Source organism: Shewanella mangrovisoli, assembly GCF_019457635.1.
GTDB classification, from domain to species: domain Bacteria; phylum Pseudomonadota; class Gammaproteobacteria; order Enterobacterales; family Shewanellaceae; genus Shewanella; species Shewanella mangrovisoli.
In genome coordinates this window covers 2,970,438-2,983,455 of sequence record NZ_CP080412.1, presented here as the reverse complement: position 1 = coordinate 2,983,455, position 13,018 = coordinate 2,970,438, and the positions used below count along the sequence as shown (strand labels likewise).

13 protein-coding genes are annotated in these 13,018 nt (G+C 46.8%); 8 read left to right on the top strand and 5 right to left on the bottom strand.

Annotated elements, in window-relative coordinates:
* Positions 1-111 precede the first annotated feature (111 nt).
* On the top strand, positions 112-1,407 hold the full coding sequence (locus K0H60_RS13185) for a peptidoglycan DD-metalloendopeptidase family protein (protein ID WP_220058169.1): 1,296 nt from the start codon (positions 112-114) through the stop codon (positions 1,405-1,407).
* A 348-nt stretch (positions 1,408-1,755) separates the two neighbouring features.
* Here K0H60_RS13185 and K0H60_RS13180 read toward each other — a convergent pair whose 3' ends face one another.
* The 4 genes from K0H60_RS13180 to K0H60_RS13165 form a co-directional block, all read right to left on the bottom strand.
* Positions 1,756-2,214, bottom strand: coding sequence for a hypothetical protein (locus K0H60_RS13180; RefSeq protein ID WP_220056009.1), 459 nt, complete (start codon positions 2,212-2,214; stop codon positions 1,756-1,758).
* 126 nt (positions 2,215-2,340) lie between these two features.
* Complete coding sequence (locus K0H60_RS13175; RefSeq protein ID WP_011623200.1) at positions 2,341-2,850, bottom strand: M48 metallopeptidase family protein; 510 nt, start codon at positions 2,848-2,850, stop codon at positions 2,341-2,343.
* 56 nt (positions 2,851-2,906) lie between these two features.
* A complete protein-coding gene (locus K0H60_RS13170; RefSeq protein WP_011623199.1) occupies positions 2,907-3,344 on the bottom strand; it encodes a DUF3010 family protein in 438 nt (145 codons plus the stop codon).
* Between the two features lie 98 nt (positions 3,345-3,442).
* Entirely contained in the window at positions 3,443-4,792 is a 1,350-nt protein-coding gene (locus K0H60_RS13165; RefSeq protein WP_220056008.1) for a DEAD/DEAH box helicase, read from the bottom strand.
* 301 nt (positions 4,793-5,093) lie between these two features.
* Between K0H60_RS13165 and rssA the strand changes: the two genes are divergently transcribed.
* From rssA to K0H60_RS13130, 7 genes are all read left to right on the top strand, one after another.
* Positions 5,094-6,041, top strand: coding sequence for a patatin-like phospholipase RssA (gene rssA / locus K0H60_RS13160; protein WP_011717504.1), 948 nt, complete (start codon positions 5,094-5,096; stop codon positions 6,039-6,041).
* 164 nt (positions 6,042-6,205) lie between these two features.
* A complete protein-coding gene (locus tag K0H60_RS13155) occupies positions 6,206-6,901 on the top strand; it encodes a hypothetical protein (RefSeq protein ID WP_220056007.1) in 696 nt (231 codons plus the stop codon).
* Between the two features lie 353 nt (positions 6,902-7,254).
* Positions 7,255-9,372 carry an anaerobic ribonucleoside-triphosphate reductase gene (gene nrdD / locus K0H60_RS13150; protein ID WP_220056006.1) on the top strand — a complete coding sequence of 706 codons (2,118 nt, stop codon included), beginning with the start codon at positions 7,255-7,257 and terminating at the stop codon, positions 9,370-9,372.
* A 105-nt stretch (positions 9,373-9,477) separates the two neighbouring features.
* Positions 9,478-9,939, top strand: coding sequence for an anaerobic ribonucleoside-triphosphate reductase-activating protein (nrdG, locus tag K0H60_RS13145; protein WP_086902593.1), 462 nt, complete (start codon positions 9,478-9,480; stop codon positions 9,937-9,939).
* 125 nt (positions 9,940-10,064) lie between these two features.
* On the top strand, positions 10,065-10,421 hold the full coding sequence (locus K0H60_RS13140) for a YibL family ribosome-associated protein (protein WP_011717500.1): 357 nt from the start codon (positions 10,065-10,067) through the stop codon (positions 10,419-10,421).
* 263 nt (positions 10,422-10,684) lie between these two features.
* Complete coding sequence (gene ribA, locus K0H60_RS13135; RefSeq protein WP_220056005.1) at positions 10,685-11,296, top strand: GTP cyclohydrolase II; 612 nt, start codon at positions 10,685-10,687, stop codon at positions 11,294-11,296.
* A 207-nt stretch (positions 11,297-11,503) separates the two neighbouring features.
* Positions 11,504-12,280 (top strand): hypothetical protein, encoded by a 777-nt coding sequence (locus tag K0H60_RS13130; protein WP_374911410.1) that lies wholly within the window; start codon positions 11,504-11,506, stop codon positions 12,278-12,280.
* A gap of 64 nt (positions 12,281-12,344) precedes the next feature.
* On the opposite strand, the gene K0H60_RS13125 is transcribed toward K0H60_RS13130, so the two are convergent.
* Complete coding sequence (locus K0H60_RS13125; protein WP_220056004.1) at positions 12,345-12,791, bottom strand: FlxA-like family protein; 447 nt, start codon at positions 12,789-12,791, stop codon at positions 12,345-12,347.
* Positions 12,792-13,018 lie beyond the last annotated feature (227 nt).

The window sequence follows — 13,018 nt, the reverse complement described above, 5'->3', positions numbered from 1 at the left end:
AATAGCGTTTGTCATAATCGGTTTTTTGGGATAAGTTGACAAAATTCGGGCTTCCCCCTGTGGGACTGGTTCAAAAATATAACGCAATAACGATAACAAAAGGTGAAAGCGTTGCAGACAGGTAAACCCAATTTGGCTAATTTTCCGCAAATTCGTTTGCAGAATTTATCTTCAGTCCATAAAAATATTCTCCTAGTTGGTGGTTTATTAATCGGTGCGGCGATGTTAATGCCGAATGCCAACCATGTGGTTCCTACTGCTCAACGTATTCCCGTCGCGCTTGATCTTGAGACGATTTTGCCACAGGTTTCTGAGCCTGTTGAAACAGCTCCAATTGTCGATAATACCCCTCATTTTGAACGTGTCATTGCCTCCGGCGATACCTTAAGTGCTTTATTTTCTAAAGCCGGTGTTGACCAACAAACCATGTATAAAGTATTAGAGGCCGACTTAAACATTCTGGCGCTCGATACCTTATTACCCGGTAACCGTATTCAATTTTGGCTGGATAATGAAGGCCAACTGCAAAAGTTAGAACTGTATTTTAACGCTGCCCGCCAAGTAGTATTTACCCGTTACGAAGATGGTAGCTTTAACGTAGAAGAAATTAACGTTGAAGGTGTGTGGCAAAACCGTATCGTTACTGGCGATATTAAAGGCTCATTCTATGTCTCGGCACAAAAAATGGGTTTAGCGGCGGCCGATATTCAGCGGATTGAAGATTTACTCAAAGAGAAAGTGAATTTTGCTCGGGATTTACGTGCGGGTGATAAATTTTCTGTTTTGGTAAATGATCAATATGTTGAGGGCGAAGCAACCGGAAGCAGCCAAATATTAGGCGTGAGCATTAAAACGGGCCGCTCTGAAATTAGTGCATTCCAACATACCGATGGCAGTTATTACGATGCGAAAGGCCAAAGCTTAGTGCGTGCCTTCCAACGTATTCCATTGGCTAAACAACCACGCATGAGTTCTCGTTTTAACCCTACGCGTAAACATCCAATTACTGGCCGTATTTCACCCCATAACGGTACCGACTTTTCAGTGCCTATTGGTACTAAAGTTATTGCCCCTGGCGATGGTGTCGTAAGCTTAGTCACCGATCACCAATTCGCGGGTAAATATATTGTGATTGAACACGGTGGTAAGTACCGTACACGTTATTTACACCTTTCTAAGGCATTAGTGCGCAAAGGTCAACGTGTCACTCGTGGCCAAGTGATTGCTTTATCAGGTAATACTGGACGTTCTACCGGTCCACATTTGCATTATGAATTCCACGTTAATGGTAAGCCAGTGGATCCAATGAGAGCCGATATCCCGATGGCAAGCCAATTAGCGAACCAAGAATTACGTACCTTCACTAATATTGTGAAGAGCCGCCAAGCGTTAATGAATTTAGGTTAAGCCATTCTTTAATCCGAGCGAACCGAATATAAAAACGCCGATGAATCTGATGTCATCGGCGTTTTTATTTGGGCTGCGTTTAGCGATAACGGCTGGAAAACACTTATCCATTAAACCACTGGTTTAGTAGTAAGGATGTTTAACCAAATTAGGGGCAAGCTTTACTGCTTTAATATAAGCGATGGATAGAGTTAAGTTGGCCGAGTTAATACGCATCTAAGCAAGAACAGGGAAAATGCTGATATCGCTTTATAGATGCGCCGAGTGCCTATATAAGCGAGTTACTTCGCGTTACGCTGCTTTGTCTTTATCTAATTTGATAGGGTTACGGCGGTCAACTCAAATGAATTAACTGGCTTGACGTTTCTGCATTGCCTTTAACGCACATTTACACAGACGACCTTTTAAAGCTGGGCAGCCTCCGCAGGGGGATTTTTTATAAGGACGAAGTGCAAAACTGCGTTCACTGGCTAGTGGACGAATACGCTTAATAACGGCGGACGATAAAAATTTAGCATCATTCGCGGCACTAAAATGGGCTTTAGCTAATTTCAGTTGTTTCTTGCGGGTGGTCTTATCAAGAGTTTGGATTTGCTGTTTGGCCACATATTCGGCTAATAATTGGCTTAAGTGTTTACGCTGCTGTTTTTTATGTTGAGCGCGAGTCGCATGCATTATTGGGGTATTAGCCGAATAAAGGTTTTGCAATTCAACAGGGCTATTAGATTTTACCTGCTGCTTTTGCAGTTTCTTGGCCTGTTTGTTACACCACTTTTCTAGCTTTTTACCAATCTTTAGCTTTTTCATACGACTTTTTACACGGCTTGAGTGCGGTAACGGATAAGACAGATTCATTCTAAATGAAAATTATTATCAGTCAACTGCACGTGATAAATCGACGAGTAAAATGCGAGCCTAGTCGAATAAGTTTGTTTAGTTTGAGTAGGGCGATTGATTAGCGTCGATACAGGTTAGCAGTAAACGCAGATCGAATTCGAATTGATGGTAATCGGGCTCCATATAAGTACACAACTTATAGAAAGCTTTATTATGGTCCTTCTCTTTTAAGTGGGCGAGTTCGTGTACAACCACCATTCTGAGCAAGGGTTCGGGGACGCGCTTTAAACGTGAAGAGATACGGATTTCGTTCTTAGCCTTGATTTTATTCCCTTGCACTCTGGATACGTAAGAATGTAAGCCAAGTGCATGATGACTCATGCTAATTTTGTCATCGAAGATCACTTTCGACAGGGGAGAGGATTGGCGTAAAAACTGATTTTTTATCCCTTGGGTATAGTCATAGAGGGCTTTGTCGCTGCGGATCTCGTGGACCGTGGGATGACGACGCAGCAAAACATCCGCAAGCTTCCCACCTTCGAGTAGCTGTTGAACTTGGCGTTGGATATCCGGACTATAACCGCTTAAATATTTTAAGGTTTGCATTGTTTTGAGCTGTGGGGAAACGAGCTTAGCGCTAAGTTGCGCTAAGCTCACAGGCTTTAAGCTTTACCGAAGATACGACGATTTTGCTGAGCGTAGGCCGCTTCAAAGGCGGGTTGTTGAACGCGCTTGAGATCTAAGCTGTCAAAATCAACTTGAGGCGGATTACGCTTGTTTTGTTCCTTGATCGCAACAGGCGACAACAAGGTCACCGGCAGATCGCCGAGTTGAATTGCGGCTTCGAGTTTAAAGCTGGTGGCAGAGCCTGCCAGTTTGCCTTTTTGCTCGCGCTCAATAACGACGATTTCATCGACCTTATAATCTTCCATTAACTTATGGAAAGCGAAGTGAAATTCACGGATAGTTTCCGCTGAGGCTGATTGAGCGACGCTAAAAGACACTTTACGGCAGCTTGGTACGTTGAAGGTTTCACCTTCGTAGCTCAGCAGACTGATAATGGCTTCGCCGCCTTTTAATTCAACACCACAAATTCGCATGTTACACCTTTAAATATCAACATTTCTTACATATGGCAGGAGCATATTCCCACCCGTAATGTCGAGAGTCTGCACTATGGACTCTCGCGAGTAAATCATTAACGCTCGTCGTCATGATCCTGCAGCAATGGCGCCGCAGGTTTTTTACGCATGGGCGCATCACCCACATCAACCCCGGTGATAAAGCGTTTGTCACGGGAGGCGGCCGTTTTAACCGTTTTTGATTTGGTTTTCACCTTGGCTTTTGTTCCAGCCTTAGCGACCGCTTTAGTTGCGGCGGTCTTTGGCTTGTCTTTTAAACCACTAAATTTAGCTTCGAGACCCTGAATCACACTGATCTCAAAGGTCTTTCTGAGGAAGAGTTGTACTTTCTTAAAGTTATCCCAATCTTTAGGACCAACGAGGGAGATTGCATCACCCTTAGCGCCCGCGCGGCCGGTACGACCAATGCGGTGGACATATTCTTCGGCAAATTTGGGCATGTCGAAGTTAATGACGAGGGAGACATTGAGTAAGTCTAAGCCACGGGATGCCACATCTGTGGTCACCAGAATCTGCTGCTGACCGCGGGCAAATTGATCCATGATTTGATTACGGGCCGCCTGCTTCAGCTCGCCGCTTAACGCCGCGGTGGCAAAACCCTGCGCCGAGAGTTTGCTGGCTAAGCGCTCGGTATCGGCGCGGGTGGCGGTAAAAATAATCACTTGCTTGTGGGTTTCATCGCTGAGCAAACGCGTGAGCAGGGCTTCTTTGTGATCTAAATGATCACACAGATAAATCCGCTGAGTAATGTCCTGATGCTCAGTGTGGGCTGCACCAATCGCCACATGTGATGGATTTTTGAGTAATGCAGCTGCAATCTCATTGATTTCACTGTGATCTAAAGTGGCCGAAAACATTAAGGTTTGACGGCGCTTATGATCTGCTGCTGCGTTAATGGCTTTTAATTGCGGCGCAAAACCCAGATCCAGCATACGGTCGGCTTCATCGAGGACAAGCAGTTCTAATCCATTGAGGAAGAGGTTTTTTTGTTCTAAATGATCGGCGATGCGTCCCGGCGTTGCCACGATAAAATGTGGCTCTTTTGCCAGAGCTTTAGCTTGATCGTTAAAGTTTTCACCGCCCAACACGCTAATGGCTTTGTATTGAGTGTTGGCAACCAGCAAACGTAGCTGGCTATACACTTGGTGGGCCAATTCGCGGGTTGGTAATAAAATCAGTACTCTAGGATCGCGCTTGGTTAAGGCGCGGGTGGAGATAACCCTTTGCATCGCTGGCAACAAAAAAGCTAAGGTCTTACCTGAGCCTGTCTTTGATGACGCCATTAAATCTTTACCTGCCAATGCGATAGGCAGTGCTTGTTCCTGGATGGCGGTTGGGGTCGCAATCCCCATATGCTTTAAGCTTTGTAACAGACGCTGGTCCAGAGAAAAATCAGTAAACTGCAAAGGTATATCCCCTAAATCTGAGTGAGGGCAGATTATAGCCTTAAATCACTATGCTCAGCTATCTTGATTGGTCATTATCTTACTGGATCCGTTAAATCGCCGCAGATATGGCTAGCCGCCATTGGTTCTTCACTCTCGATATGCAGAACCGTTCCATAGGTTCGTTAGGTAGGCTGGTTGTTCAAATGCGCTTAATGCCACCCATTACTTGAATTCACAAATAATCAGCTATTAATCATTGACAGTGTTCAGAGCGGAACTTAGCTTATTCAAATCATTGAGTTGTTAAGGGAAACATATTATGGGCAAGGGGACAAAACCCACCATTGGCATCGCTCTTGGAAGCGGAGCCGCCAAGGGCTGGGCTCACATAGGTGTACTCAATGGCCTTGCCGCCATGGGAGTCAAACCCGATAAAGTGGCCGGATGTTCAATCGGCGCGCTCGTCGGGGCGGCCTATGCCCATAATCATTTGACCGAGCTTGAGGAATGGGTACGCAGTTTTTCGAGCTGGGATGTCCTCGGGCTAATGGATATTCGTTGGCGTAAGGGCGGTTTGATCGGCGGCGAGAAAGTCTTCGATGTGCTGCAATCGCGCATCGGTGATATCAATATTGAAGACTTAGAGCGCCCCTTTGCGGCGATTGCCACGGACTTGTATTCGGGGCAAGAAATCTGGTTTCGTCATGGCGATTTACGCCAAGCCGTGCGCGCCTCTTGCTCAATGCCGGGGATATTAGCCCCCGTGCGTCAAGGAGACCGTTGGTTAGTCGATGGCGCTGTGGTGAACCCTGTGCCTGTGTCAGTGAGCCGCGCGATGGGCGTTGATATTGTGATTGCCGTGGATTTGCACGGGTTTCATTCTGGGCGGCTGCAGGTATTGCCCGTCAATATGACCAGCCATAAGGCGCCGAAGGAAGAAACCGAAATGCCCGCGCGCCAAGAAACCGGCTTTATGGATTTATTTGCTCGGGGGCGGGAGTATGTCAGCAGCTTAACCGACAAGTTCTCCCTCGGCACTAAATCCAACCCCGGCATGATTGCGGTGATGTCTCAATCGATGGGGATTTTAGAGCAGCGCCATAAACGGGCGCGTTTGATGGGAGATCCGCCCGATGTCTTGGTTGTGCCCGAAGTCGCCAATATCGGCACCATGGAATTTCACCGCGCCGATGAGGCCATAGCGGCGGGGGAGGCGGCTGTCGCTAAAGTGGCGCACTTGATTGAAGCCGCGATCTGGAAAGGCTAAGTCGCGAGGATACTTAGGGCGTGTTGACGTTTCGAGATTAGATTTTGTTCGTTCTGGCAAGCACGTGATCGCGAAACGAATAATAATTTAGGCAAGTGACTGTTTGATTGGCTTATTTTTTGCTTTAACCCCATCACACAGTGTTAGATGCCGAATTATTGACGATGAATCCTCTTTTAAATGCCTTAAATCTGAACCGTAGCAGTGTTGCCGATGCCTATGGCCTGAACAGCAAGAAGACGGACACGAGTAAGACTGACACAAGTAAGACTGAGCCCAGCACGGATGCCAACTCATCCACCAAGGATACGCCTAAGACTGAGACGAAACCGAGTGATGAGATTGCCTTGTCACCCCGCGCGCTTAGGGCGCAAAAAATCCAAGCCATGTCGAAGGACTTTTTTGCCGATGGCCAGTTTAGTGTGTCAGATATTCCGGCCCTAGTGTCTCGGCTGCAAAAGGACGGCATTTTGTCCGATGCACAGGTTGAGCGACTGTCACAAAACGGCATTAATTTGCCGAGCCAAAAGCCGAGCAAGCAATCCCTGCAAGACTTTATCGATGACGAGCTGAAGTCCTTAGCGGAAAAGTCACCCAACAGTCCGATGATCAACACCTTAGTCGATGCTAAGAATGTATTGTCGAATATGGATGATGCGCAATCCCCTGTGCTGGCACAAAAAGCCACCAAGGTATTTGGCCAGTTAACCGATTATCTAAATAGCAATCCAACACTCAGCGACAGCCAAAAGCAGTTATGGCAGGGGCTTAAATCGACCATGCAAGTGGCCTCTTCCATGGGAATGCAGCAATCGGCATCGGGGCAACTGAGTAGTTATCTTGCCTTAGCCAAGCGTTAACCCTGCTTGAGTGCAAACCTAAGCTAAGGGTAAACGCCGAGCTACGGACTTCTTTTCTTCCAAGGATTTTTTATTAAAAGGACTTTGGCTTTAGGGCCAAGGTCCTTTGTCGTGATTAGCGGGTATTTTTAGCGTCCGCTATCCTGCTTTATGGCCAAGGTCAAGGCTTAAAACTGAGATCATTGGGCTTGGCTACAGTTCTTCTTTGTTCTTTTTATCCATCCTATAAATCATGATCTGGATCATGGAATTTTAGGTGTTAATGCCGCTTAATTGCCTAGATATTGTGTTTATTGATTATCTGAGCACTATATGTAGTGTTAATTTTAATCGGAATGGAGAGGAACTGAACAATGCCAGTCGTGATCAAGCGGGATGGTTGCCGCACACCTTTTGATGAAACAAGGATAAGAGATGCAGTGATAGCGGCTGCAAACTCGGTTGGGATAGAGGATGCAGACTATGCCGCGACGGTTGCCGCTTGTGTGAGGGAGCGAGTGGCCAATCTGGCAGAAGTCGAGATCCACCATTTACAGGACGCAGTTGAAAATCTCTTGATGGAAGGTCCTTACAAATCCTTGGCGCGGGTCTATATCGAGTATCGCCACGACAGAGATATTTGCCGCGATGCGACCAGTAAGCTCAATCTCGAAATCCGTGGTTTAGTCGAGCAGAGCAATGCGGCACTGTTAAATGAAAACGCCAATAAAGACTCTAAAGTGATCCCAACCCAGCGGGATCTGCTCGCGGGTATTGTCGCGAAGCATTACGCCAAGAGCCATATTCTTCCTAAGGATGTCGTGGCCGCCCATGAACTTGGTGAAATCCATTATCACGACCTCGATTATTCGCCGTTTTTCCCGATGTTTAACTGCATGTTGATTGATTTGGCAGGCATGTTGACCCACGGTTTTAAGATGGGCAACGCCGAAATTGAGACCCCAAAATCCATCTCCACCGCTACTGCTGTTACTGCGCAGATTATTGCCCAAGTGGCGAGCCATATTTATGGCGGCACCACGATTAACCGTATCGATGAAGTGCTCGCGCCTTTTGTGGCGAAGAGCTATGACAAACACTATCAAGTGGCGCTCAACTGGCAGATTAAAGACGCCAAGGCCTATGCGACGGCGCTCACAGAAAAAGAATGCCATGATGCTTTCCAATCCCTTGAATATGAAGTGAATACCTTACATACCGCCAATGGGCAAACGCCCTTTGTGACCTTTGGTTTTGGTCTTGGTACCTCGTGGGAGTCGCGTTTAATTCAGCAATCCATGTTGAAAGTACGTATGACGGGCCTAGGTAAAAATCGCAAGACTGCCGTGTTCCCTAAGTTAGTGTTTGCGATTCGTGATGGCATTAACCACAAGGCCGGTGATTGCAACTACGATGTCAAACAAATGGCCCTTAAATGCGCCAGCATGCGCATGTATCCGGATATTTTGAATTACGAGCAAGTGGAAAAGGTAACGGGATCATTTAAAACCCCAATGGGCTGTCGCAGCTTTTTAGGCTCCTATAAAGAAAATGGCGAACTGGTCCATGAAGGGCGCAATAACCTTGGGGTGGTGAGCTTAAACTTGCCCCGCGTGGCCCTCGAGGCCAATGGCGATGAAGCTGAATTTTACCGCATTTTAGATGAGCGTTTACAACTTGCCCGCCGCGCATTAGACACCCGCATCGAACGCTTAAATGGCGTTAAAGCCAGAGTTGCGCCGATTCTGTATATGGAAGGTGCCTGTGGTGTGCGCCTGCGCGCCGATGATGATATCGCCCAAATCTTTAAAAATGGTCGGGCATCGATTTCATTAGGCTATATAGGTTTACATGAAACCATCAATGCGCTCTATGGCACTGAAACCCATGTGTTTGATGATGCCAAGCTTCGTGAAAAAGCGGTGGCGATTGTCGCGTACCTTAAAGCGGCTACCGATGCATGGAAGGCCGAAACCGGTTATGGGTTTAGTCTTTATAGCACCCCGAGTGAGAGCCTCTGCAGCCGTTTCTGCAAACTCGATGCGCGCCAATTCGGCGTGGTTGCAGGCGTAACTGATAAGGGTTATTACACCAATAGCTTCCACTTGGATGTGGAAAAGCGGGTGAATCCTTACGATAAAATTGATTTTGAGCAACCCTATCCTGCGATCGCCAATGGCGGATTTATTTGCTACGGCGAATACCCCAATATGCAGCACAACATTGAAGCGCTCGAAAATGTGTGGGATTACAGCTATAGCCGCGTGCCTTACTACGGCACTAACACGCCGATTGATGAATGCTACGACTGCGGTTTTACCGGTGAGTTTAGTTGTACCAGTAAAGGCTTTACTTGTCCTAAATGTGGCAACCATGAGCCAAGCAGGGTATCTGTGACGCGTCGGGTATGCGGTTACTTAGGTAGCCCCGATGCCAGACCATTCAACCATGGCAAGCAAGAAGAAGTGAAACGCAGGATCAAACACTTGTAACACTTTTGCCTTGTTTGTTTTGTTACACTGGCATAGTCGCACTGGTGGCGACTGTGCTTTGATCTTTAGCCCCTAACCATATTGGGCTTTAGCGCAGACGCAGCAATGAACTATCACCAATATTATCCCGTTGACGTGGTAAACGGGCCCGGAACCCGGGTCACGCTATTTGTGTCAGGTTGTGAGCACCAATGCCGAGGTTGCTATAATCAAAGTACTTGGGATGTGCGCTCAGGCCATTTGTTTGATAAGGCAATGGAAGATACGCTTATTGCCGATCTACAGGATGAGCGCATTGTGCGCCGCGGCTTGTCACTCTCTGGGGGCGATCCACTCTTACCCGCCAACCTTGAGGGGATACTCGCGTTAGTGAAGCGGGTGAAAACCGAATGTCCAGGTAAAGATATTTGGCTGTGGACGGGTTATACCTGGGATGCGCTAACGGATAAGCAGCGGGCGGTACTGGAATATGTGGACGTGCTGGTGGATGGTAAATTCGAGCAGAGCCTTGCCGATCCGAGTTTGCCATACCGTGGCAGCAGCAATCAGGTGATCCGTTTCTTATAAAAGCGGTAACGAGGATCGCTAACTTGCTGTTATAATCCCACACCTTGACACAGTGACCCAGACATTCAGGCCCCAAATGGTGCAAATATCGACTGGGATTCACTTAAGTAATTTAAGGTAAAATGATGAATTTAAAGCAAGAACTGCAGCAGCTTAACGATAAGTTAGATAAGTTTCGTCGTAAACTGGCGGCAGCAGAGCAACGTGGCGATGCCGTTATTGTGGCGCAATTTAAACGCGAGATTGCGGCGGTCACTAAGCAAATCAATAGTGTAAAAACGCAGCAGTCGCGTCTTTTACAAAAGCAAGGCACAGATATTCAACACTTGCCATTCCATCGCGCCCTCACCAAAGCTGAGCAAGCCGACATGGGTCAACTGAAAAAGTCAGTCAAAGGCCTAGTGGTTGTGCATCCTATGACGGCATTAGGACGCGAAATGGGCTTAACCGAAGTCACGGGTTTTGCTCCAGCAAAGTTTTAAGTTTTATTGGCAAGTTATTCATTGAGTTGCAAAATAAGGCACATGCCTATTTTGCAGCGCATTGAATGGTTGTTCGACAGATTGAGCTATAGCCGTGATAGCGCCGCAGGTTTCGATTTATAGTTGATTAAATTACTAAAGTATTTCGTGATTATGGAAAACGCTTTAGAATAGGCGCTCAGTAGGCGAAGAGCCCAATCATCGTTTTGTTTATGGATGTTCCTTCCGTCTCATGGAATGAGAGTAGTCGTTAAGGTTAAGTCATGTCGATAAAATATGTCGCGACGTCAAAATTACCCACTCCCTGGGGCGTTTTTGCCATGCACGGTTTTGAAGATACCGAAACCGGTAAAGAGCATGTTGCCCTCACGTTTGGCACCCTAAGTAGCGATGCCCCCGTATTAGGCCGTATTCACTCAGAGTGTCTCACGGGCGATGCCTTGTTCAGCTTACGCTGTGACTGTGGCTTCCAGCTGCAAACTGCGATGCAAAACATTGCCGAAATCGGCAGTGGATTTATCTTATATTTGCGCCAAGAAGGCCGCGGTATTGGTCTACTCAATAAGATCCGTGCCTATGAATTGCAGGATAAAGGCGCCAATACGGTTGAGGCGAATGAGCAATTAGGTTTCCCGGCGGACATGCGTAAATACGATATGATCCAACCTATGCTTGAACAAATTGGCGTGAAGCATGTACGCTTAATGACCAATAACCCTCGCAAAGTCAAAGCGATGAAAGAAATCGGCATCGAAGTGGTTGAGCGTGTTCCCCTGCAAGTCGGTAAAAACCGCTACAATGAAGCTTACTTAAAGACCAAATCCACCGAACTTGGGCATATGATGTCTGAGTATCATTTTACGGATGAAGAGTAATCTTTAACCAAAGCGATAACCGATTAGGCTTAGCAAATCAGGATCTATTTGCATAAATTGAAGACCATTTTTAGCCGGTTACTCGTTAAATGCTTTTCCTGTTCGGCGCTATCAATGGGGTGTGTCTTCCCACTGTTGGCGTCGACCGCTCCCATTGCAAGCCAAACTCCATCACTGACCGCACAGCCATCTCCGTCGTTTGCTCAAATGAGCCCCGAATCACCGATTGATGGTCAAAATAATCCCAACTCTGTTTATGCCTTTGGCAGTTATCTAGGTACGGGGGTGTATCGGGCAGCCGATCAAAATGCCACTGTGGTGAGCATTCCCTTAAGCTTTGATTTCTTAAAGGACGAAAGTAGTCAAACCTGGTTGCGTTTACCCTTATCCTTCGGTTTTTTTGACTACTTAGCCAAAGATATTACCGATGGTGAATTGCCTTCCTCGGTCGGCACTATGACCATGACACCCGGCATCGAACACCACTGGCAGGCAACGGCAAATACGCAGATGGAAGCCTATTTGGATGTGGGTTTTGGGACGAATTTCGATACCGATGCGAATGTGGCGATTTTAGCCTCGGGCGTGAGTAGCTTGTATGATTTCAGCCTGGCGGGTGAAGACAGCGTTTGGGTGTCGAGGCTAAGGTTTGCAGGTTACAGTGAGCGGGTAGGGAAATTAACCGACCAATTTGCGGTATTGCAAACTGGGGTCGATATTGGCCTTTCGCCGCGCTGGCAATGGTTGAATATTCAGATGCAGCCGAGAGTTTTTGCAGTCGGTTATTGGTATTTCAACGAGCTGGACTTTAGCCAAAATGCTGAAGATGAAACCATTGTTTCCGGCAGCTACGAGTTTGGCGCGACACTCGCCTTTGCTAAGCCTTTGGGTGGTGAACTCCTCGGCATAGATAGAATTGGGATCAGTTATCGAACCGGCGATGGATTAAATATCTGGCGTTTATTATTTAGTTTCCCTATTTAGTCTGTTTCAACCCAAGCTCATGAAGTTTTGATATACAAACACTAGCGCAGATTATCGCTAAGTCTTAGCCTGCAGATTTTTGTGCATCCCGCATTTTCTTATCCATTAACACGGCGATTTGATTGCTAAGCTGCATAATTTGCTCCTGCAGCTGCTTACGTTGCTGATCAGCAGCTTCAGAATCATCACCTTCGAGCTTAGTGAGCATTTCCTGCAAGGCTTTGATTTGTTCCTTTATGCGCTTAATTTGTTCGTCGATAATCGATGTGGACTCTTCGGTATCAGTCGTTTCCGTCTGCTGCAGTTTTTCTGCTGCTTGCCCCCTTAAAGCTGAACCTACTTCAGTGGCGAGGGCTTGTCTTCCCGCATTGGAGATATTGACCGTTTCTTGAGGTGACGAGTCTATGGTCTCTGTTGAGCCGTTGGATGAAGGCGTGGTGGTGATATAGGCACTGGACACTGACTTAAAGGCGCCGCTGCTTGCCGTAGTATTTAATCCATTAATGTTCACGATAGATTCCTTTAATACTTCAATGTGGTCGCTCAGCTATGTTCAATAGCGTAACCAATGTGAGTGACAAGTGTGCTTTATCGAGTTATCGGCTGATGGATAAAAAACTCAAGCAGATTTTTACCCTTATTTTGCAAAGGACGCGATATGTGGGATTGAGAAAGGGCAAATTGGCAGTGAGTTATTTGTTAAGGAAACTTCCTCGTTGGATTGACATGCTAAATCAG